We start from the raw sequence: 20866 nt of genomic DNA, 5'->3' as shown, positions 1-20866 counted from the left end.
AGGACGCTGAGCGTGTGGTTCTGCGCCTCCGGTAGGATAAGTTCTGTAAGGGTCAGCGTGTATTCGCGCATGCCGGTGAAGCTGTCGGCATCGCTCGCGGTTACGGTGAAGGTAAAATTGCCGGCTTCGGTCGGCGTTCCCGATAGCGTGCCGTCCGCTGTGAGAGACAGCCCGTCGGGCAGGCCGCCGGCCGTCACCGCGAAGCTGTGGGGCGCGATACCGCCTGAGGCGGTAAGGGTCGCCGGTCCATAGGCCTCCCCTCTCTTACCGTCCGGCAGGCTGTCGGGACCAAGGGTGATGTCCGGCGGTTCACGCGTCACGGTGATCGAAACCGTGTCTGCGACGGAATCCTCAAACCCGTCATTGACCAAAAGCTCGAAGGTCAAGGTCATCTCCAGCGTTCCGGCGGGAAGCACCGGCGTGGTAAAGCTGGGTGAAGCGGAGGCGCTGTCGGAGAGTGCTACAGTGGGACCTGTGGTCTGTGTCCAGGCATAGGTGAGGCTCTGCTCCGGATCATTTGCATCCGATGCCGTTCCGTCCAGGGTGACCAATGCGCCCGACATCACGTGCTGATCCGGTCCCGCATTGGCGATGGGAGGATTGTTCGGAATGCTTACCTGACTGCGCGAGTTAACGATCCTGGTCTGGGAGCTTCCCGAAAGACCCAGAACATACTCGTAAACATTGCCGTCAGTGTCCGACGTGCCCCGGAATCTGATCCCCATGAAGTCGTCGGTGTCGAAGGTTCCGTTGGCTCCATCGCTGGTGAAGTTCGAAATGTCGCTGATGCCACACTCGGATTCGACATCATCTTGAGTGATGTCTCCGCCCGGCCAAAAAGCGATGGTACCGTTGATCCAGTAATTTCCACCGGAAGACATGGTTCCGCCGCCCGAGATCATTGTGACCTGCGCTTCCTGCGATGCTGGATCAATAAAGGGATTGAACCGACAGTCATGCCCGGTGAGGCGTATGATTTCATCCTTTAAACCTCCACCAAGCGCCCAAACTTGTCCTGGCAGCGCCGTTACGGCAAGTACAAGGACCAAAGAAATGCCTGAAAGTCTGAACACTCTTCCGTCGCCCTCCGAGATTTCGGGTTTCACTGCGCCGGTGAGACACGTCCGCCGGCGAAGGGGGATCCGAATGCAAGTCCATCCGCTGCATATAGCTCTCCCGTCGGACAGGACGACTGGGCCAGCGCCGTGTCGACAAGGCCGACACCGGCCAACAGAACGGCGGGCAAGAGGACACACCGGGATATGGCCGGGTCCGCTCGCCAAACCCCTTTGCCAGCGGCGACAGCGCCTCGCGGCAATCCGCCAAGCGTCGCGCAAGCCCTTCGAAACCTCATACACTCCTCGCAGTGTCCCACCTGCCCGGCAGGCATCCATTTTCCATTCGATCCGGCGGGGAACATGAACCCCGGCTGCGAAACCGGCCATCTGCCTGAGCGCGGCATGGTTCCGATCCGCGGCAGCTCCTCCACCAAACAAAGCGCATGCCCAACAGGCCGGGCCAGCAATGCCCCAACCGTAACGAGCCGAATTTAGCCAAGGGTAAATAAGATCGGCTGTGCAGGGCGTCCAAAGTCAGTGCGCAGCGTCCAGCTTGCCGGATTTTTGCCCCTTGTCGCGCGATGTGCGTCCGTCGTCAGCGCTGGAAGAGGGCACGATACGCGCGGGGGGATTCCCGATGCGTCCGAAACGCGCGCGGAAAGGCAGAGGCATTGGCATAGCCGCCACGAAGGGCGACGAACTTGACCGGCATGTCGGCAAAGGCGACGAGCAGCGCTACGGCTTGCTCGAGTGATTGCGGTGGTGCAAAATTCGACCACGGTAGCGGCGGGATTGTTCTGTTGCGGGCGGCGTAAAAGTCGTCCACCTGGTCTGCCCCCTGAAAAGTTCTCTAATCGCATTGGTCAAGCTGGTTGATCGGACTTTGCGCACACGCCGGGTTCATGGTTCTCTCCGCAGTCGGTCTCGGTGGATCGCCGCATGTTGGCGTCAGATGGTCGGATCGACCGAAGTGGTCCTCGTGGTTGCCGAAGGCACCGCATTTTCAGGGACGGCCTGATCCGCGCCAAGCGTCCCGGCGGGGACGCATCCGTCAAAGTCAGTCTAGCGGTTATACAGCCTCCTCCTGGCTCCAACGGAATGGGGTGTTGGTCTTCCACATGGCGTGCAGGATCAAGGCCATCTTCCGGGCCACGGCGATCCTCGCCTTCTTGAACCCGGACGCCTTCGCCAGCTTCAGGCCCCAGGCCTTGAGCGTCGAGAATCGTAGGTTGCGTGTCAGAAGCGTCGTGGCCGCTTCATAGAGGTGCGTCCTAGTCATCATGCTCCCCTGCTTGGAGATGCGCCCGTTTCGGCTTGTCTCGCCGGACTCGTATCGTCGGGGTGTCAGGCCGAGATAGGCGCCGGCGCTCGATGACCGACTGAAGCGCGATGCATCGTCGAAGGAGGAGGCGACGGACAGGGCGGTGATAACGCCAACGCCGGGCACGGTCATGAATAGGCGCGCGGTCGGGCTTGCCCTCGCGACTGCCATCAGGCGACGATCCAGAACCCTGATCTGATCGAGAATCGAGGCTCTGGCCTTCATCAATGTCTCGGCGATGAGGCGCATCTCCGGGGACGCATCGAGTTCGCCGGCGATGATCTCGTCGGCCCGTCCGGTGAATCCGCCGACGCGCTTGCCGAACAGAACACCGAAGGTGCGCAGGAGACCACGGATCTCATTCTCGATCTTGACCCGGATCCGCACCAGCATCTCGCGGGCGACCAGAAGGGAGCGAACCTGGTAACTGTCGCGGCTTTTGATGCGCACTTGCTTAAACCAGCCGGTTCGCATGATCTGCGCCAAGCCAGCAGCGTCGTTGCGGTCCGTCTTCACCGGTCGCATCTTCAAAGCTGCGTTGGCATGACGGGCGTCGATGCACAGGACTGGAAGACGGCGCGCGGCGAGTTCGTTCCAAAGCCACACGGCCAATGGTCCTGTCTCGAGCCCGACCCGGATGAGGTCTGGTGCCTACCGATTCAAATATGCGGCGATCGCTTCGGGGCAGGATGCGAGCTTATTCTCAGCACGGATCCGACCGGCATCGTCGACGACGCAGATCGCTGTCGTCTCTTGGGAAACGTCCAAAGCTGCATAGGAAGGCATCATGGTTCTCCGTCACTTGTCGGCTGAGCCGATCGTTGCTGGATCGCCCGCTTGGGGGACCGCCTCGCTCTCTGCGAGGGTGCCACCTGCGATTACGCTAAGTGGTGGTCCTCCCTGAAGTAGGCTATTGAGCTGTAGAGAGGACGTTGGAATGCCCCAGAAGAAGTACAAGCCCGAAGAGATCGTCGCGAAGCGGTTCGCTCGATCGGGGTGACGCCGTTTACGTATTACCGCTGGCGCAGGGAGTTTGATGACCTGAATCGCGCTCGCGTAGCGGCATGGCCAGCGGTTCCATTCGTTTCGGCAATGCCATTACCTGTGAGGTAATCGCTTTGCCTCCCCAAACATTTTTACGTTCGGCCAACAGTCAAAGTTGGAGAATCAGAGCGATGAGGGATACGGCCGTGCTAGAGACCTACGTCATTACCTTCCACCTAAAGCCCGGCATGGAAGCGCGCTTTCGCGAACTGCTCGATCCGGTGCTGGACGCAATGCGCCATGAAAACACGTTCGTCTACGCCGCGCTGCACGTCAATCCAGAGCTGCCGGACGTGTTTCAGCTCCACCGGCCCTATCGCGCCAAATGGCACGCGGCATTGGATGACCTCCTCGCAAGGCCGCGTCAAATCGAAATCTGGAGAGCGCTACGGGCCGACGCACGAAAATCCGAGAAGCCCAATTTCGGCGACTAGGATCACAGCGGCTCGACGACGGCGAATAAACCGTTTCCGGGAGTAAGCGCGGGTCAGGACCTCTAAACAGGTCGAACCTCAACGGCAGCTTCCACCGGCAGCGGACGTTCGGAGAATCCGGGGCTAGGACCGAGTTGCGGACTAGGCGACCTTCTTGCCGATCATGTATCCCCACCAAAAACCGGCGTTCCATCGGGCTCATATCCGATAATCCCTGGCTCCCACCACCAGATCGGATTGGCCTTGAAGCTGTCACGTTGGTTGAGGCGGTTCAGGAGTGCGGCCACTTTTTCGTGCCTGCCTAGTTCTAGGTCAATACCGAGGGGCCTGGCCTGAACAAAGCGCACATGTGCGGCCAGGAAGATGTCCTGCATGGAAACGCAGCCCGGCTGGAACCCGCTTTCAGGATCGGCGAGTTGGGCGTCGAGCCAGCCAAGAATGTGGATCAGTTTCTGCGCCGCGCGCGCAAGATGATCGTTTCGGTCGATTGCGACCCCTGTCCACTTCATTTGCGAGATAGTGGTCGCGGCCGTTCCGAAGGTCTGGATGGTGGAGAAGATCAGCTTGTCCTGCCAAAGGGCATCGGGACGGAACGCATTCATGGAAAAGGGTGGATCAACCGACGGCCTTTTTGCATAGGTGGACATCAGGTACTCCGCGATAATGCCGCTTTCCCATAGCGTCAGGTCGCCATCCCAGAACGTCGGCACCTGCAATGTCGGGCTCGTGGCCGCGCGCTGCTCGGCAGTCGGCGTGCCGATCTCTTCGCGCCGCTCATAGTCGAGACCGATCTCGTCGAGAATTATGCGGACAGCGCGGGCGAAGGGGGATCCGGACGTGAAGAGCAATGCGCGCATGATGGGTCCTCGAAGCTTTTACAAGCGGGTTAACCAAAGAGTATAGTGTGCGTGATTCTGGCAGTGCAGGGCATTCGTTGAATGCCGCTGGCATGTTTCATCGGCGAAGGTGTCTGCTCCGACACCGGAGGGTAGAGCCCAACTACGCGCCACGTTCATCCCCGATGCGTCAGTGGTCCGCATGAATGCGACCGGGATTGATCGTCCCATCGGGTGACCGTCGATGTTCGTTGAAGGCTTCGACCCCGGCGATCACTATCCCACTGGGCAGGGCCTCGCCAATCAGCCAAAAGGCGGACCCGCACTTTGCACAGAAGCGCCTGTCCAGGCTTTTGCCGCTGCCGCACGCATGTCGATAGACAGTTGGCGTTCCCTTGGTGACGGGAAACCTGTCGGCCGCCCAGAGGAGTTGGAAGTTGACGCCTGAGCCCAGGGATTGTTGGCAGGAGCGGCAATGGCAGATGACCACGGCCCCGGGCTGCCCCACGGCCTCATAGCGAACCGCGCCACACAGGCACCCGCCCGAATGCGGACCCGATCCCTCTTTCACAGCGTGATTCAGAGTGTTGTGTTGGAACAATGCTCGATGGCGGGCGATCCGTCAGCGGGCTCACAATGCCCAGGAAGAGCCACCTTTGCCAGAGTAGCAGCCCTTGACCACGTGCCAAAGCAGTGTCCGTGTCGGGTCGACTCGACGCGGCCACCTGGTTCCACCCAGCGACCGCTTAGCATGTCATTTCGCCCCGTCCAGCAATCGCCCCTTCAATGCTGGGCCGAGACTGTAAACCAAGCGGCAATATCGGTGGAATCCACAGCTAGAAGGGGTGACCCAAATTGGGGTTCCACCAAATTGAAATGGCCAGGTTCAGACCTACCTTCGTCAGAAACCGCATTGCAGTTTGTTCCAGCACAAACAGAAACGCAGTGCGGAAGCGTAGGTTCTCCCCATCGACAACGATGGATCACAAAGGAGAACCGAGATGTTCACGCGTCGCCAGGCACTCATGGGAGCGGCGGCCGCCGCCATGCTGGCCGCGATACCCCCGATGGCCGCTTTCGCGAACGAGAACGAAGCAGAGATCGCAGCGCTACCGCGCGAGCGGGTCACGCTTGTCGCGCCGCCATTCGTGCATGCGCACGAACAGGTCGCGATCGGCGGACCGAAGGTGATCCAGTTCACGATGTCCATCGAGGAAAAGCCTGTCGTCATCGACGATGAGGGCACCGTCCTTCAGGGCATGACTTTCGATGGCTCGATCCCCGGCCCGATGATGGTCGTCCACGAGGGCGACTATGTGGAGCTTACTCTGGTGAACCCCGGCAGCAACGCGATGCCGCACAACATCGACTTCCACGCAGCGACAGGGGCGCTGGGCGGCGGGGCATTGACCCTCGTCAACCCCGGGGAACAGGTCAAGCTGCGTTTCAAGGCGACCCGCGCAGGCACCTTCGTCTATCACTGCGCGCCGGAAGGCCCGATGATCCCCTGGCACGTCGTGTCGGGCATGGCGGGCACCATCATGGTGCTGCCGCGTGACGGGTTGAAGAACGAGAAGGGCGAGCCGATCACCTACGACAAGGTTTTTTACATCGGCGAGAACGACTTCTACATCCCGCGTGACGAAGACGGGAACTTCAAGGCCTATGAGAGCCATGGCGACAGCTATGCCGACACTCTCGAGGTCATGAAGAGCCTCACCCCGACCCACGTGGTCTTCAACGGCGCCAAGGGCGCGCTGACCGGGGACAACGCCATGAGGGCGCGGGTGGGCGAGATGGTGTTGATCGTTCACAGCCAGGCCAACCGCGACACGCGGCCCCACCTGATCGGCGGGCACGGCGACTATGTCTGGGAAAAAGGCAAGTTCGCCAACCCGCCGGCCAAGGACCTCGAAACCTGGTTCATACGCGGTGGATCGGCGGGAGCGGCGCTCTACACTTTCCTGCAACCGGGCGTGTATGCCTACGTGAACCACAACCTCATCGAGGCGGTGGAACTCGGAGCGACCGCGCATTTCCTGGTCGAGGGCGAGTGGAACGACGACCTCATGAAACAGGTCGAGGCTCCCGGGCCGATTCCCACTCACTGACGCCTAAGGTGGTCCGGCATCGACCCGGGCCGCCACCCCCGCACCTGACCGAGAAACCGCCGTATGCATGGAGACCACGAAATGGGAAGTTACGTCCGCCGAGTTCCTTTCGACGCCAGGGACGTGCAGATTCGACAGGGTTCCGGGCTCGCCGAGGCAAGGCGCATGCGCGACGCGATCGCCATCGCGCTCGCCCTTCTCGACGAACTGGACGAGCTGATCCCGAACGAACCCGACGGGGCCGCGCTGCGGGAGATCGCCGACCTGTTCGAAGAGATTTTCGGCTTCGCGAAAGTCGGCGAGCAGGCGGCCCGAAAGGCTTTGGGAGGAGACCAATGAGCGCAGGGGCGGATCCAGCCGGGACCGACAGGTCGGTGCTTCGCACGCTGCGCAGGGCAGGCGATACATCACGCGACGGGCGGGGGCGCGTGACAGGCATGCCGCCGATCCTCCATTACGGGTTCAGGCCGTTCTTCTTCCTGGCCGCTCTCCATGCGGGCATCGCCATCCCGGTCTGGTTGTCGATCTATTTCTCGGGGCAGGCGCTGCCGGGGCCGTTCCCCGGTCTCCACTGGCATGCCCATGGAATGCTCTTCGGCTATCTGCAGGCAGTGGTCGCAGGGTTCGTCCTGACGGCGATCCCGAACTGGACGGGGCGGCTCCCACTGAGCGGCTGGCCATTGATCGGGCTGGTCTTCCTCTGGGTAGCCGGCCGTGTGGCCTGCGCCGCTTTAGCGGATCCCTTCGCGGCAATGGCCGTGGATGCCGCGTTTCCGGCCGTTCTGGCTTTCGCCGTCTGGCGGGAGGTCGTCGCTGGTCGCAACTGGAAAAACGCACCAGTGGCCCTGATGATCTCCCTTTTCGGAATGGCGAACGTGCTGGACCACGCCGTCAATGTCGAACTCGTCGCTCATGGCGTTGGCATCCGCCTGGCACTCGCCGCGATCGTCATGCTGCTGGCTCTCATCGGTGGCCGAATCGTTCCAAGCTTCACGCGCAATTGGCTGGTCAAGCGAGGCGGCTGCGTTCTGCCTGCGAGCTTCGGCCTGCTCGACAAGGCGGCGCTGGCCAGCACCATCGTGGCCTGCATGGCATGGATCGTCACGCCCGGCACCACCGTGACCGGGTTCATGCTGATCCTCTCGGGAGCGCTGCTGGGCGCGCGGCTGGCCCGCTGGCGCGGCCACAGAACGGCAACCGAGCCGATCGTGCTCATCCTTCATGTCGGATATGCCTGGCTTGCCGTCGCCCTGTTGCTGCTCGGACTGGCGTCCGCCGCGGGTGTCCCCGAGAGTGCCGCGCTGCATGCGCTGACCGCCGGAGCGATAGGCACGATGACGCTGGCCGTCATGACGCGCGCCAGTCTCGGCCATACCGGACGCGAGATCGTCGCGGACCGGTCGACCGTTGCGTCCTATGTCGCGGTCACCGCCGGGGCGATCCTTCGCGTTTCCGCGCCCTTCGCGGGAGGCTGGTATGCTTCGGTGCTGGTTGCGGGCGGCGCGCTGTGGAGCGCGGCCTTCCTGTTGTTCGCGATCCGGTACGCGCCGATCCTGTGGGGCCGCCGCCAGGGGGCATGAGCCTGGCGACCGGGAAGCCGGTTCGTCAGAGCACAGCGAAGATCGCCGCGCCCACCGCCACCGCCAAGGCGATCATGCTGGGTATCATCACCGCCGCGCCAGAGCCGAAAGCCAGCGCCGCCACCCAATCGAATTTCCTGTCCGTGTGTTCACGCATCATTCGCTCCGTGTCTTTGTCGTGTGGGTCCGCTGGCGATGGGGCTCGCCGTGCAGCGGCGCGTCGTCGGTTTCGTGCAGCAGCACTCTTTCGGCCGCGCCGTCCAGATCCTCCAACTGCCCGCTTCTCATCGACCACAAAAAGGCGAGGAGGCCGACCAGCCCCATGCCCAGCGCAACCGGGACAAGCCACGACAGCAAGCTCATGACGCCTCCGAAAGGCGGAGCGGCTTCCAGCCGGTTCTGCCACGCGACAGCGATGTGCGTCGACCCGCAAGCCGCAGCGCGTTGACGACGACGAGAATGGACGAGGTCGACATCGCCACCGCGGCGAGGAGTGGCGTCACGTATCCTGTGAGCGCAAGCGGCAGCGCCAGCGAGTTGTAGACGACCGACAGTCCGATGTTCTGCCTTACCAGCCGCTGCGCCCTGCGCGCGATCGTGATCGCCTCGGGCACGCTTTCGAGACTGGAGCCAAGAAAGACCAGATCGGCCGCATTGCGCCCGACATCGGCCGCCGAAGAGGGAGCCATGGACACATGGGCTGCCCCAAGTGCGGGCGCGTCGTTGAGCCCGTCGCCGACCATGAGGACCTTCCGGCCATCCGATGCGAGGCTTTCGAGGCGGGCGACCTTGGCGCGGGGAAGCATTTCTCCCGCCGCCCGATCGATCCCCACGGCCTTGGCCGTCGCGGTGACGGCATTCCTGTCGTCGCCCGACAGGATCTCGGCAGCCAGCCCGAGCCGATGAAGCCGGCCCACCGCCTCCGACGCGCCGGGGCGCAACGTGTCGGCCATTTCGAACCAGCCGAGCGTGCGGCCATCGACCGAGAGCCAGGTCGCGGCGGGTGCGCCGCCAGCGGTGTGAGGGCCGACCCATTCTTGGCGCCCCAGCCTGTAGATTCGGCCCGCGATCCTGCCCTCCATGCCGCTTCCAGGCGTCTCGCGCGCGTCCTCGACGATGAGGGAAGGCGCCGGCGCGAGCGCGGCCACCGCCCTCGATGCCGGGTGCCGGGACAGCCGGGCGAGCGCGATGGCCGCCTCGATATGAGGGTCCGGCACGGTGAACGACGTGACGCGGGCCATTCCCGCAGTGAGCGTGCCAGTCTTGTCGAGTGCGACATGATCGACCTCGGCCAGCCGTTCCAGCGCGGCCCCGTCCTTGAGCGTCACACCGAGCGAGAAGAGCCGCCGCGCCGCCACGGCCTGTACCATGGGAACGGCGAGCCCCAAAGCGCAGGGGCAGGTGACGATGAGGACGGCAATGGCCACCGTCAGCGATCTGTGAACATCCCCCGTGGCCCAGAGCCACGCAACGAAGGCCGCGAGGGCAACCACATGGACGACCGGGGAGTAGAGCGACGCGGCCCGGTCGGCGATGCGGCGATAGCGGGCCCTGCCGCTTTCTGCCGCATCCATGAGCCGCATCATGTCCGCCATGAACGAATCCTTCTGCGGCCGGTCCACCCTTACCGTCAGCGGCCCGTCGAGGTTGAGGGCTCCCGAAAGCACCTTGGAACCCTGTGCGACCTGTTCTGCGGTGGACTCGCCGGTCACCACCGACAGATCAAGCGAAGCGGCACCCGACACGACCGTCCCATCGACAGGCACCCGCTCTCCGGCGAGCACGAGAACGACCTCCCCGGATTCGATTTCCGAGGTCTCGCGATATTCGCGGTCGCCGTTGGGCGCGACAACCGTCGCCCCGCGCGGCATCATCCGGGCGAGCGACCGGACGGCGTCGCGCGCGCGTCCGCGCATCGCCAGGTCCGCAGTCCGGCCCGCGAGCAGGAAGAACAGCAGCGAGGTCACCGCGTCGAAATAGGCGTGCGGGCCTCCCGTCACGGTGTCGTAGAGGCTCAGAAGAAAGGCGAGCAGAACGCCGACGCTGATCGGCACGTCCATGTTGGCCCGTCCGGCCCGCAGGGCCCTCCATGCGGACAGGAAGAAGATCCGCCCCGAATAGGGGAGTGCGGGAAGCGCCAGCGCTGCGGAGATCAGATGAAAGGCCTGCCGCGTCTCGTCGTCCGCGCCGGACCAGACCGAGACCGACAAAAGCATGATGTTCATCGCCGCGAAGCCTGCCACCGCGGTGGCGCGCAGCAGCCGCGGCATCTCGGGATCGCCGGAACTCTCCCCGGCCTCCGTCAGGCTCGCGTCATATCCAGCGCCGTGCAGAGCATCCACCAGCGCGGGAACGCCGGTTTCCTGCCGCCATTTCACCGCGACACGTCTGGCGGTGAGATTGACCCGCGCGAAAACGACCCCGTCGAGCCCGGCCAGCGTTTCCTCGATTGTCCGGATGCATCCGGCGCAATGGGCAGCCGGAACCGACAGGTCGGTCTGCATGATGCCATCGCCGAGGTCGCGACTGGCGAGAACGATCTCGCGCTCGTCGATCGGGCGCGCAGGACCGACGTCAAGGGCCGCTTCGGTGCCTGGCGCGCAGCAGCTCACCGCTCATTCCTCCGGGCGCGCCACGGCCTTGTAGGCGTGCCATGTGGCGTGGCCGAGAAGCGGGAAGATGACGATCATGCCCACCAGTCCCGTCGCGACGCAGACCGTAAAGAGCGCGAGAACGATGGCTCCCCACGCGATCATCGTCGGCAGATTGTTCCAGATCAGCTTCATGCTCGTGCCCATGGCGGTCAGCGCGTCGACGTGGCGGTCGAGCAGCATGGGAACGGCGAAGACGCTGACCGCGAAAGCGAACGCGGCGAACAGGCCGCCAATGGCGGTGCCAATGACGAGCATCGCCCAGCCGGAGGGCGTGCCAAGCAGGATCCCGACGACGTGGTCCAGGCCCGGAAAGGCGGTGACCCCGAAGAACAGCGACCACAGCAGGACGGCGGCGCGCGTCCACACGAGCATCAGGAGACTGAGCAGGAGGCCGGTGAAGAACACCTGCGCGCCCGCCCTTGGCCTGACCCGCAGCATCGATCCGAGCGTGATCGACCTGCCCTCCTCGATCGCGCGGCTCTTCTCATAGAGCCCGATGGCGAGGAAGGGCGCGACGATCAGGAAGCCGGCCAATGCCGGGAACAGGATGTAATCCCGCCCGAAGCCGACGAGCGTCCAGACGAAGAGGACGGACAGAACGAAGACGCCAACGCCATATGCCAGGCTCGACCAGGCGCCGTTCCAGAAGTCGCGCCACCCGGCGGCAAGCCAGTGCCGCCCCTCGAGGAGGGGCAGGTTGCGCTGAAAAGCCGGGTCGCGCGTGTCGCCAATGCCAGATGTCTCGCTGAGCAGCCAGTATCCCTTGTCGGATTCGCCCATGGTTTCCTCCCTCAGCAGGCCGACTTGGCGGCGCGGTAGCCGCGATTATCGTCGGCGGACTTCAGATGTTCGACACAGTCCGGCTGGGACTGGAACGCGACGTAAAGGAGGTGTGCGTTCGCCCCGGCGAAAAGCAGGAGGCCAGCCGGTACCAGCACCCATGGCAGCCATCCGCCAGGGAGACACGCACGGCCTCTCATGGCTGCGCCGTCCCCAGATCGTGAACGTAGACAGCCAAGGTGCGGATTTCTGCCGTGTTCAGCCGCTCGTCCCAGCTCGGCATATGGCCCTGACGGCCGCCATGCACGGACGCGATGATCGTTTCGAGGTCGCCACCATAGACCCAGTGCGCATCGGTCAGGTTCGGCGCGCCGACTTCCATGTCTCCCTCCGCTGTCTCGCCGTGGCATGCGGCGCAGGTCGACGCGAAGACCTCTCGGCCCGCGTTGATGCGGTCGAGGTTCTCCGGCGTTGAATAGTCGGTGCGCGTCAGCGAGTAGACATAGGCGGAGACGCTGCGGACCTGCTCGCGGTCGAGCATCTGGTCGCGGCCGAAGGCCGGCATCTGGGCGATCCGGCTTTCGGGATGCGTCGTGTTGATGCCGACGCGCATCGTCTGCTCGATCAGCTCGGGGCCGCCGCCCCACAGCCAGTCATCGTCGGTGAGGTCGGGGTAGTTTGCACGACCCCTGCCGTCGCGACCGTGACAGGCCGCACAATTGTCGCCGAACAATTGCCGTCCGGTGTCGCGCACCGTCTGCATCAGCGCTTCATCGGAAAGGATCGCGTCGTAGGGTTCGCTCGCGAGCCGCTCGGTCCAGGGTGCGCGCTGTTGCTGGCCATCCTCGACCTGAGCCTCGACGGTCGTCCGCTGATCGATGCCCAGAAGGCCCTTCGTGTAGGTCACACCGAGCGGCCAGGTGGGAACCAAGAACCACCAGAAAATCGCCCAGACATGGGTGACGATCAGGAACATCAGCACGCCCCGGGGGATCGGTGTGTCGAGTTCCTTGATGCCGTTCCACTCGTGACCGGTCGTCTCACGCCCGGTGAAGGGATCGCGCTCTACTTCTGCCATGGCGTGTCGTCCCGTTCTAGGATGCTGTGCTTGGCTCGGTCGAACCGGTTCCGGTTTCTTGGCCAGAACGCATAGGCGCAGACGCAGAGGAAGAAGCCCATCATGTAGAACAGGCCCCAACTCTTGGAGAAGGCGACCAGCGTTTCGTAACTGAAATCCATGTCTGCCTCCTCAGCCTTCCGGGTCCGATGGCTGCTCGCTTGCCGCCGTCCCTCGATAGGCGGCGTCGGTCAGGCGGCCCAGCACCTGGAGATAGGCGACAAGCGCGTCCATCTCGGTGACCTGCGTCGCCACGCCGTCGAAGGCGCTGACGGTGGTCTCTTCGCCATAGCGTTCGGTCACGCCGGATGCGAAGTCGGTATCGGGGGTCGCCTGGCCGTAGGCGTCGCGCGCGGCGTTCTCGACCATCTCGTCGGTGTAGGGCACACCCAGCGATTGCTGCGCCGCCAGATGCTTGGGCAGGTCGTCCATCTTGAGCGGTGTGCGCCCCAGCCAGCGATAGGCGGGCATATTGGATTCGGGCACCACGTCGCGCGGGTTGTTGAGATGCGCGACATGCCAGAAGTCGGAATATTTGCCGCCTATGCGCGCGAGGTCCGGTCCCGTCCGTTTGGATCCCCACAACATGGGGCGGTCGTACTGGGACTCGACGGCCAGCGAATAGGGGCCGTAGCGCTCGACCTCGTCGCGCAGCGTCCTGATCATCTGGCTGTGGCAGGCGTAACAGCCCTCGCGGACATATATGTTGCGCCCGGCCAGTTCCAGCGGCGTGTACACCCGCATGTCGGGCGCTTCCTCCACGGTCTCGTCTATCGTAAAGAGCGGGGCGATCTCGACGATGCCGCCGACGCTCGCCGCCGCGATGATGGCGATGACGAAACCGATGGCCGAACGTTCTAGCTTGCGGTGGAAGAGTTCAGACATCGGTCATTCTCCCGGCACGGCTGCGGGTTGGACAGGCACGTCGGCACGCGTTGCGGCAAGAGGCGTCGCCCTGACCGTCATCCAGATGTTGTAACAGCCGATCACGGCTCCGATCAGGAACAGCAGGCCGCCGAAGGCGCGGGCGATATAGTAGGGGTACATGGCGACGAGGCTGTCGACGAAGGAATAGGCGAGAGCGCCTTCTTCCGTGTATGTCCGCCACATCAGCCCCTGGATGATGCCGGAGTTCCACATCGCGAAGACATAGATCAGCGTTCCGGCGATCGCGAGCCAGAAGTGGACTTCAACCAGGGTCGCCGAGTACATTCGCTCGCGCTTCCACAGACTTGGAACCAGGGTATAGAGCGAGCCGAAGGTGATGAGCGCCACCCATCCGAGAGCCCCCGCATGGACGTGGCCGACGGTCCAGTCCGTGTAGTGGCTGAGCGAGTTGACCGGCCGGATCGCCATAAACGATCCCTCGAAGGTCGAAAGCCCATAGAACACGGCCGCTGCCATCATGAAGCGCAGCGTCGCGTCATCGCGCACCCGATGCCATGCGCCGTTGAGGGTCAGCAGCGCATTGCCCGCCGAAGCCCAGGACGGCACCAGCAGCATCACCGAGAAGGTCATGCCGAGCGTCTGAACCCAATGCGGCAGGGCGGTGTAGTGCAGGTGGTGCGAGCCCGCCCACATATAGAAGAAGACGATGCCCCAGAAGCTGAGGATCGACAGGCGGTAGGAGAAGATCGGCCGCTGCGCCCGCACCGGGAGATAGTAGTAGAGCATGCCGAGAAAGCCTGCCGTCAGGAAGAAGGCGACGGCGTTGTGACCGTACCACCATTGCACCATAGCATCCTGGACGCCCGGCCAGATCGTGTAACTCTTGGCGTGGCCCAAGGAGATGGGGAGCGCGAGATTGTTGATGATGTGCAGGATCGCCACGACCAGGATGAAGGCCATGAAATACCAGTTGGCGACGTAGATGTGCGGCTCCTTGCGGCGCGCGATCGTCGCGATGTAGAGAATGAAATAGGTCACCCACACGATCACGAGCCAAAGGTCTGCGTACCATTCGGCTTCCGCGTATTCCTTCGACTGGGTTATCCCCAGCAGGTAGCCGGACACCGCCAGTACGCAAAACAGGTTGAAACCCAGCAGCACGAACCAGGGGCTCACCTGGCCCGCGAGCCGGGCGCGCGACGTCCGCTGGACGACGTGGAAGGAGGTGGCGATCAGTGCATTGCCGCCGAAGCCGAAGATCACGCCAGTCGTATGCGTCGGGCGAAGTCGCCCGAAGGAGGACCAGGCCGCGTCGAACGCAAGGTTGGGCCAGGCCAGTTGCGCCGCGACCCAGACCCCCATGAACATACCGAACACCGCCCAGACCATTGAGAGCACGATGCCGACCTTGATCGGGTCGTCGTAGTATGAGGCGGTCCGGTCATCCGTTGGCTCGGGACCGTAGAAGGACGTCATGACCACCCAGGCGATACCGCCGCCGAACAGCATGACGATCACGCCATGCACGCCGAGCACGTCGGACCGGCCCATGATCGCCATGGCGACACCAGCTAGAGCGACCGCACTGGCCAGAATCAAGGCATACTGCCGTTCCGAAGAGGTAAGGTTAGCGAGCATTCATTCCCCTCCTGGCCCCTCCCGGAGCAGATTCCGGGGGGCACCTGCCCCCGATGTCCTGTTTCGTTCAAGCAACTCGAGCAATTCTTGCCTGTTTCCAGCAATCTCCGCCAAGGTCACGCCATTGAAGACAGCGAGAAACGCGTCGAGCGCCCGTCCGACGACGCTCCTGAGCCGGCAAGAGGGCGTGATCGCGCAGGTGCCGCCGTCGCGCATGCACTCGGTGAGGTCGAACCCGTCTTCCATCTGGCGCACGACATCACCCAAGTTGATGTCCTCCGGCGGCTGCGCCAGCGCTATGCCTCCGGTCCGCCCGCGGGCGGTTGCCAGATAGCCGAGCCGCCCCAGCTTGAGCGCGACCTTCAGCAGGTGGTTGCGCGAGATGCCGTAATCCGCCGCGACGTCGGTGACCCGGCACGGCCTGTCGCGATGGATTGCAAGATACATCAGCATCCTGAGCGCGTAGTCCGTTTGAAGTGTCAGTCGCATGCGGGGCTTTCCCAGTTGGTAGGACAGCGGGCTCCGATACTAGACGATTAGCGGCCCGGAAGGCGAGTGCGGACGGCCGAGGGTAGTCATGGATGACCGCCTTGGGTGCCGTCCCAGCCAGAAGAACATCGTAAGCCAAAGGCTGCGTACGGCCCACGAGGGGATGCGCGAGCGGCTGCTCGAACCATGGACGGACGGAATCTTGGGCCGCAGGAATCATATCGTCACACATAAGTGGTATTTCATAAGCCACTTTTTACGAACCGGTTTCCCTGATTGCAAGTGCACTAATGTCGCGGCCAAGTGTGGAACGCCGTGGATCGACGCGTTGTTTGCGCCCGCGCAAAGCCCCGGACCCGTCCAGGTGGTTTCATGGTTTTCTTTGGAGATGCCCAAAGTGAAACCACCTCTGACGATCAACCCGGTCATGACGGTCGATGAGATCATGCGGCGATGGCCTGCCACGATCCGCGTGTTCATCCGCAACCGGATGCTGTGCATCGGCTGTCCTATCGGCATTTTCCACACCGTGAAGGATGCGTGCGACGCGCACCGGCTCGACGAAGAGATCTTTTCGCGGGAGCTTCTGGCGGTCATGAAGAGCGATGATCAGATCAGCGGGCCGTCTGCGTTCGAGACAACACGAACGGTGTGAGGCAGGTGCGACCGGGGCTGGAGCGGCCAGGCGGCGAAAGAAGCCTACTTCCTGCGGCGGTTCTCTGCCACGACCATCAGGCCGTGCGGATCCGTCACGACGACCCGCTGGCGCCCACCCTTCACGAATCCTTCGTCTTCCCAGGCGCTGAGGAGCCTGCTCACCGTGTGCAGGGTCGTTCCCGTCATTTCGGCGATGTCCTGTCTGGTGATCGGGAAGTCGATCTCGATGCCGTGTTCCGTCTTCCTGCCTGACTGGCTGACGATTCGCAGCAGGGCATGCGCGATGCGCTGTTCGACCTGCTGCGTCGACATTTCCATGACCTGTGCCTGCGTCTCTTGCAGCCGTGTACCGATCGTCTTGTAGGCGCTGGCGGCGAAGGACGGGACGCGGGCCTGCAGGTCCGGCCAGGCGGCGTTCGGCCATGTGAGAACGACGCAGTCGACCGCGGCGATCGCGGATGCGGGATATGTACTCCGCCCCATCGCCACGGCGATCCCGAACAGCTCACCCTCGTTGATGTAGCGCGCGATCACCTGATGGCCCTCGGGCGAGGTGCGTACAACCCTGATATGTCCGTCCAGCAGCAGAAAGAAGGAACCCGCTTCCGCGCCCTGCGAAAACATTTCGGAATCCTTCGGAACGCGAGACGACCGCGCCCTGGCCAGCACAGCGTCGAGTCCGGATATGTCGAGGCCCGCGAATACGGGCAGTCCGGCGATTAGGCTCCGGTCAAGCGTCATCCTGATTCCAACGGCCTCCTGAATTGTCCCCTTTGCCGATTCTAGCCGTTGTTTGCGCTGGCGCAAACAACCGATCGCTCCGGGAGGATATCACGGTTCCAACGGCCATCGCAGCCGGGTACCAAGAAAGGACAAGAAAATGAGACGGATCATCGCAACCCTGGCGCTCGGCGCCGCGGTCATCGTTGCAGGCGCGGCCGGTGCGGCTGAGTTCGAGGTCATGATGCTGAACAAGGGCGAAAAGGGCACCATGGTGTTCCAGCCCGACTACATCAAGGCGGTTCCGGGCGACACCATCCGTTTCGTACCCACCGACAAGGGACACAACGTCGAGACCATCAAGGGCATGCTCCCGGAAGGCGCGAAGGCCTTCAAGAGCAAATTCAACGAGACCTTTGAAGTCACGCTGACGGAGGAAGGGGTTTACGGCGTGAAGTGCACACCGCACTACGCGATGGGCATGGTGGCGCTCATCGAAGTGGGCGCGCCCGTTAACGTCGAAGACGCCAAGGTCGTCAAGCAGACGGGCAAAGCGAAGAAGGTGTTCGCAGAACTATTCGGACAGGTGGTCGCGGCCAAGTAGCCGTGTATGCTTGACCAACGTCCGGACGTCGAGGGGTTCGGGCCAGGAGGCGAACGATGACCAGATCGTATGGAATGGCGGCCCGCGCGAGCGGCCCAAGCGCGCAGAGGCACGACCCTAAGGTTCTGCGGGAGACGCCGCGACAGTACGAACACTACCATCCTGACGACACTTTCGCCGACTTGGTGCGCCGGTCTTCCTTCTCAAAGGAGGACCGGCGACTGTTTGAGGACTGGCTGGCCGCAACGGCTTTGGATATGGGGTTGACCGATGGCTGACGATTCCGTGCCCGTGAGTTTCGAGGACGGCGGGGCGACTGTAGAGGCCGTGTTGGTAGCGGACGGACTCCGGCTGCGCGCCGACGAAGTTCCGTCGATGCTCCGAGACGGATCGATCACCTGCTGCTTCGAGCGCGGCGCGGACAAGGATGAAGGGCGCTTCCGCCTGACGTTCTGGTACCAGAATCTGAGGTTCCAGTTGATCGTCGATGAAGCCGGGCGGGTGCTTCAGCGCCTGAAGCTGGACTATGGAAGGATGGGGTCGAGACAACTTACAAATCGTTAGTCCCCCCGATACCGCAACACCAGCGGCGGCACAGAAGCCACTTCTGTTCAGAGCAAAATTCTGTGACACTTGAACCTGACGCGCTTGGATTTCGCTATCGCTTCCGCAAACCGGTTTCAGCAGCAGCGAGCATTTTCCGGGCATCAGACGACGATCAGATTGACCTTAATCGTTGCCTCCCCTCGCCATGGGATGTGACGTAAAGGCGCACAATCCACGGATGGTTGTTTTAGTTTTTATTTCAATTATATAGAAGGCATGGATAGAGAATCGTTCCTTATATTTCGCTTCGGTGACCAGATGATGCATGTCATCGCCCGGGGCGGATCTATATAAGTGATGTAAATCTTATTAGTTCGGCTCCGGGTCGTTTTCTTGAAAAAGAAACCGTCTGTTCTGTTGCGCAATCGAGATTGTGTATTGGGAGTTCGAAATGTCCATGCGTTCCACCTTGTTGCTTTGCGATAGCTGTGCTGCGAGCCTTCCTCGTGCTGCAGTGCGGTGCCCCTGGTGCTCAGCACCCGTAAGTACCTTCTCTGGAGGTGTTCAGTTTGCCGATTACAAGGCGCGTCTGCGCGGTTTTGGGCACATGATGCAAGACGGCAAGGGTCGCCCGTCACGAGCCCTTCTGAAATAACCGTGGTCGGTCAGGAAACGACTACCGTCGAGGCGGTGCGATTTCAGCCTGGCCGTGTAGCTGCAGGAGCCAAGATGCCATGGCGTTCTTGATTTTGTCTCCGGCCACGCGAGTGTGCCTCCAAATCGGATCGTGACCCTGGTTCCGGTGGTTCCGGTGCCAGGGAGATCTTTCGCAAACTCAAAGATTTGGAGATCCGGAGAATCGATATGGCCAAGAGAAAAGGCGACCAGAAGCGCAAGCAGCCAAAAGGCAAGAAGAAAAAAGACATCAATCAGCCCGATGCCGTAGCTGACCAGCTGATCTCCGCAAAGCGGAAATAGTCTCGACAACTCAAGAAGCGGCGTCTGCCCGCGTCCCTTTGCCGTGATTGGTGGAAAGGTGAGGCGTGCCGTCGACGGTTGAAAACAGGGCCGTGGGGAGAGGCTCCCCGCGGCACAGTTGAATGCTGTTCTGCAGTCGCAGAGTCAGCTGTCTTTTCATCAAACGAAAGGAGGGCGTGCGATGATACCCGTTCGTGTTTCTTTCGCAGTCGACTTTGAATTTGATAGAACGTCCATCACCCGCAAGGCGGCTCTTTGGGCTCTGGCGGCGCAGATCGCGACGTTTCGGCCCGGTCTTAGCAAGATCGATATTGCCAGCGCGCTCTATGCGCGGGAAAGGCTGGGTACGACAGCCATCGGTGGTGGGGTTGCGCTGCCGCACACGGTGCTTTCGGGTCTGGAAGAGTCCATGATCGTGGTGCGCCGCCTCGAAACACCGGTGGAGTTCGAAGCTGCGGACGGTTTGGCGGTCGACACACTGGTAGCCCTGATGGGTGGCCGTCACGACATTAAGTGGCTTCGTGCTGCACTTCTGCGGCTCAACCGGCTGAGTCAGGACGCATCGCTCGCGCAACGATTGCTTGAGGCGACCACGCGATCAGAAGCGGTGGCCGCTATTATCGCACTTGGACTTGATACGCATGGCGCTCAAACAGGCGGTGCTCACTCGGCAAAGACAGGTGTGGTGCGCTCGCCGCAAGGCCCGCTGTCTCGGATCCATGGATTGCAGTAGAGATGCTGAAAGGTCCCCTGAGGCACTCACAGCATCTCGCGCCTACACGGCGCTATACAGGCGGCGGGTATCCCCTCGCTCTTAACCGGGGAGATGATTTATACGGCGGCGGGCCACGATATCCTCGACAGAGGGGAAGGCGCCGAGGACCTCGGCCGTGACATCGTCAGTGGCCGGGGCAGGGCCTTCGAAGCCGGCGTCGCTCGGCTTTCCCACGACGATCCGACCGACCATTGCCGCCATCTCGTGCGGGATACAGTAATAATCGTAGACACCCGGTACCTTGAGAACGATCTCGGCGCTCTCTCCCGGGAGTAGAAACCCCGTGTCCCAGGGAGCGGCATTGGCGGGGATGCGGCGCAGACGATCAAAATTCGCCGGGTGATAGGCTGTGGCGGTATGGCTGTTGCCTTTATCCCGATTGACGAAACGCAGCGTCGTGCCAGGCGAAACAGCAAGTCCGACAGGTGTGAACCAGATGCGCTCGCCGCGCGACGTGCCGCGCATTTCTATTGTCAAGGCAGGTGCAGCCTTGATCGAAGGCGAAAAGAGGAGTGCGGCGCCAAGGCCGCCTCCCATTGCAATGAATTGTCGACGCGGGGTGATCATTCTGCCAGACGTCCCTTGGCGTCAGCGTCATGGTAAAGAACGACATGCGCGTGTGGCTTGTCCACGCCC

Annotated in this window: 24 protein-coding genes; 9 read left to right on the top strand and 15 right to left on the bottom strand. The window is 62.5% G+C overall.

What is annotated here, in order from left to right; genetic code table 11:
- A partial coding sequence (locus QZ638_RS14100) for a putative Ig domain-containing protein (protein WP_295811608.1) occupies window positions 1–881 on the bottom strand: 881 nt, incomplete at its 3' end.
- Between the two features lie 1246 nt (window positions 882–2127).
- A complete protein-coding gene (locus QZ638_RS14095; protein ID WP_295811613.1) occupies window positions 2128–3018 on the bottom strand; it encodes an IS110 family transposase in 891 nt (296 codons plus the stop codon).
- A 536-nt stretch (window positions 3019–3554) separates the two neighbouring features.
- Between QZ638_RS14095 and QZ638_RS14090 the strand changes: the two genes are divergently transcribed.
- Complete coding sequence (locus QZ638_RS14090) at window positions 3555–3857, top strand: antibiotic biosynthesis monooxygenase (protein ID WP_366936239.1); 303 nt, start codon at window positions 3555–3557, stop codon at window positions 3855–3857.
- A gap of 161 nt (window positions 3858–4018) precedes the next feature.
- Here the strand turns inward: QZ638_RS14090 and QZ638_RS14085 are convergent, their stop codons facing one another.
- Complete coding sequence (locus QZ638_RS14085; RefSeq protein ID WP_295811605.1) at window positions 4019–4714, bottom strand: glutathione S-transferase family protein; 696 nt, start codon at window positions 4712–4714, stop codon at window positions 4019–4021.
- Between the two features lie 169 nt (window positions 4715–4883).
- Complete coding sequence (locus tag QZ638_RS23355) at window positions 4884–5183, bottom strand: GFA family protein (RefSeq protein WP_366936240.1); 300 nt, start codon at window positions 5181–5183, stop codon at window positions 4884–4886.
- Between the two features lie 511 nt (window positions 5184–5694).
- Here QZ638_RS23355 and nirK point away from each other — a divergent pair.
- The 3 genes from nirK (at window position 5695) to QZ638_RS14065 (ending at window position 8384) form a co-directional block, all read left to right on the top strand.
- The gene (gene nirK, locus QZ638_RS14075) at window positions 5695–6804 is read left to right on the top strand and encodes a copper-containing nitrite reductase (RefSeq protein ID WP_295811602.1); all 1110 of its coding nucleotides are present in this window, start codon (window positions 5695–5697) and stop codon (window positions 6802–6804) included.
- A 165-nt stretch (window positions 6805–6969) separates the two neighbouring features.
- Window positions 6970–7143: a hypothetical protein gene (locus QZ638_RS14070; RefSeq protein WP_295811600.1), complete on the top strand. Its 174-nt coding sequence runs from the start codon at window positions 6970–6972 to the stop codon at window positions 7141–7143.
- Complete coding sequence (locus tag QZ638_RS14065; RefSeq protein WP_295811597.1) at window positions 7140–8384, top strand: NnrS family protein; 1245 nt, start codon at window positions 7140–7142, stop codon at window positions 8382–8384. The genes QZ638_RS14070 and QZ638_RS14065 overlap by 4 nt, the downstream gene beginning before the upstream one ends.
- Window positions 8385–8409: 25 nt before the next feature.
- Here the strand turns inward: QZ638_RS14065 and QZ638_RS14060 are convergent, their stop codons facing one another.
- From QZ638_RS14060 to QZ638_RS14015, 9 genes are all read right to left on the bottom strand, one after another.
- On the bottom strand, window positions 8410–8541 hold the full coding sequence (locus tag QZ638_RS14060; RefSeq protein WP_295811595.1) for a hypothetical protein: 132 nt from the start codon (window positions 8539–8541) through the stop codon (window positions 8410–8412).
- The gene (ccoS, locus tag QZ638_RS14055) at window positions 8541–8747 is read right to left on the bottom strand and encodes a cbb3-type cytochrome oxidase assembly protein CcoS (protein ID WP_007010015.1); all 207 of its coding nucleotides are present in this window, start codon (window positions 8745–8747) and stop codon (window positions 8541–8543) included. The genes QZ638_RS14060 and ccoS overlap by 1 nt, the downstream gene beginning before the upstream one ends.
- Entirely contained in the window at window positions 8744–10996 is a 2253-nt protein-coding gene (locus tag QZ638_RS14050; RefSeq protein ID WP_295811592.1) for a heavy metal translocating P-type ATPase, read from the bottom strand. Before QZ638_RS14050 ends, ccoS begins: the two co-directional genes overlap by 4 nt.
- A 3-nt stretch (window positions 10997–10999) precedes the next feature.
- The gene (locus QZ638_RS14045) at window positions 11000–11818 is read right to left on the bottom strand and encodes a DUF2189 domain-containing protein (RefSeq protein ID WP_295811589.1); all 819 of its coding nucleotides are present in this window, start codon (window positions 11816–11818) and stop codon (window positions 11000–11002) included.
- A gap of 196 nt (window positions 11819–12014) precedes the next feature.
- Window positions 12015–12896 (bottom strand): cytochrome-c oxidase, cbb3-type subunit III, encoded by an 882-nt coding sequence (ccoP, locus tag QZ638_RS14035; protein WP_295811584.1) that lies wholly within the window; start codon window positions 12894–12896, stop codon window positions 12015–12017.
- A complete protein-coding gene (locus QZ638_RS14030) occupies window positions 12884–13057 on the bottom strand; it encodes a cbb3-type cytochrome c oxidase subunit 3 (RefSeq protein ID WP_295811582.1) in 174 nt (57 codons plus the stop codon). Before QZ638_RS14030 ends, ccoP begins: the two co-directional genes overlap by 13 nt.
- Before the next feature lie 10 nt (window positions 13058–13067).
- Window positions 13068–13820, bottom strand: coding sequence for a cytochrome-c oxidase, cbb3-type subunit II (gene ccoO, locus QZ638_RS14025; protein WP_295811579.1), 753 nt, complete (start codon window positions 13818–13820; stop codon window positions 13068–13070).
- Window positions 13821–13823: 3 nt separating this feature from the next.
- Complete coding sequence (gene ccoN, locus QZ638_RS14020) at window positions 13824–15461, bottom strand: cytochrome-c oxidase, cbb3-type subunit I (protein ID WP_295811577.1); 1638 nt, start codon at window positions 15459–15461, stop codon at window positions 13824–13826.
- Window positions 15462–15950, bottom strand: a complete 489-nt coding sequence (locus tag QZ638_RS14015) for an Rrf2 family transcriptional regulator (RefSeq protein WP_295811574.1) — start codon at window positions 15948–15950, stop codon at window positions 15462–15464.
- An 88-nt stretch (window positions 15951–16038) separates the two neighbouring features.
- Here QZ638_RS14015 and QZ638_RS14010 point away from each other — a divergent pair, with 88 nt between their 5' ends.
- Complete coding sequence (locus tag QZ638_RS14010) at window positions 16039–16605, top strand: DUF1858 domain-containing protein (protein ID WP_295811571.1); 567 nt, start codon at window positions 16039–16041, stop codon at window positions 16603–16605.
- Window positions 16606–16649: 44 nt separating this feature from the next.
- Here QZ638_RS14010 and QZ638_RS14005 read toward each other — a convergent pair whose 3' ends face one another.
- A complete protein-coding gene (locus QZ638_RS14005) occupies window positions 16650–17348 on the bottom strand; it encodes a Crp/Fnr family transcriptional regulator (protein ID WP_295811568.1) in 699 nt (232 codons plus the stop codon).
- A 139-nt stretch (window positions 17349–17487) separates the two neighbouring features.
- On the opposite strand from QZ638_RS14005, the gene QZ638_RS14000 reads away from it, so the two are divergent.
- The 4 genes from QZ638_RS14000 to QZ638_RS13985 all read left to right on the top strand — a co-directional run bounded on the left by QZ638_RS14000 (window position 17488) and on the right by QZ638_RS13985 (window position 20188).
- Window positions 17488–17931 carry a pseudoazurin gene (locus tag QZ638_RS14000; protein ID WP_295811565.1) on the top strand — a complete coding sequence of 148 codons (444 nt, stop codon included), beginning with the start codon at window positions 17488–17490 and terminating at the stop codon, window positions 17929–17931.
- Window positions 17932–17987: 56 nt separating this feature from the next.
- On the top strand, window positions 17988–18209 hold the full coding sequence (locus QZ638_RS13995) for a hypothetical protein (RefSeq protein WP_295811564.1): 222 nt from the start codon (window positions 17988–17990) through the stop codon (window positions 18207–18209).
- Window positions 18202–18495, top strand: coding sequence for a DUF6522 family protein (locus tag QZ638_RS13990; protein WP_295811561.1), 294 nt, complete (start codon window positions 18202–18204; stop codon window positions 18493–18495). The genes QZ638_RS13995 and QZ638_RS13990 overlap by 8 nt, the downstream gene beginning before the upstream one ends.
- 1141 nt (window positions 18496–19636) lie before the next feature.
- Window positions 19637–20188, top strand: a complete 552-nt coding sequence (locus QZ638_RS13985; protein WP_295811557.1) for a PTS sugar transporter subunit IIA — start codon at window positions 19637–19639, stop codon at window positions 20186–20188.
- An 81-nt stretch (window positions 20189–20269) separates the two neighbouring features.
- Here the strand turns inward: QZ638_RS13985 and QZ638_RS13980 are convergent, their stop codons facing one another.
- Complete coding sequence (locus QZ638_RS13980; protein ID WP_295811555.1) at window positions 20270–20797, bottom strand: plastocyanin/azurin family copper-binding protein; 528 nt, start codon at window positions 20795–20797, stop codon at window positions 20270–20272.
- Window positions 20798–20866: the final 69 nt, after the last annotated feature.

The sequence above is a fragment of the uncultured Nitratireductor sp. genome, assembly GCF_913053745.1.
Taxonomy (GTDB): Bacteria; Pseudomonadota; Alphaproteobacteria; order Rhizobiales; family Rhizobiaceae; genus Nitratireductor.
Note: the sequence above shows the minus strand (reverse complement) of the source record. Positions and strands in the feature narration are given on the sequence as shown.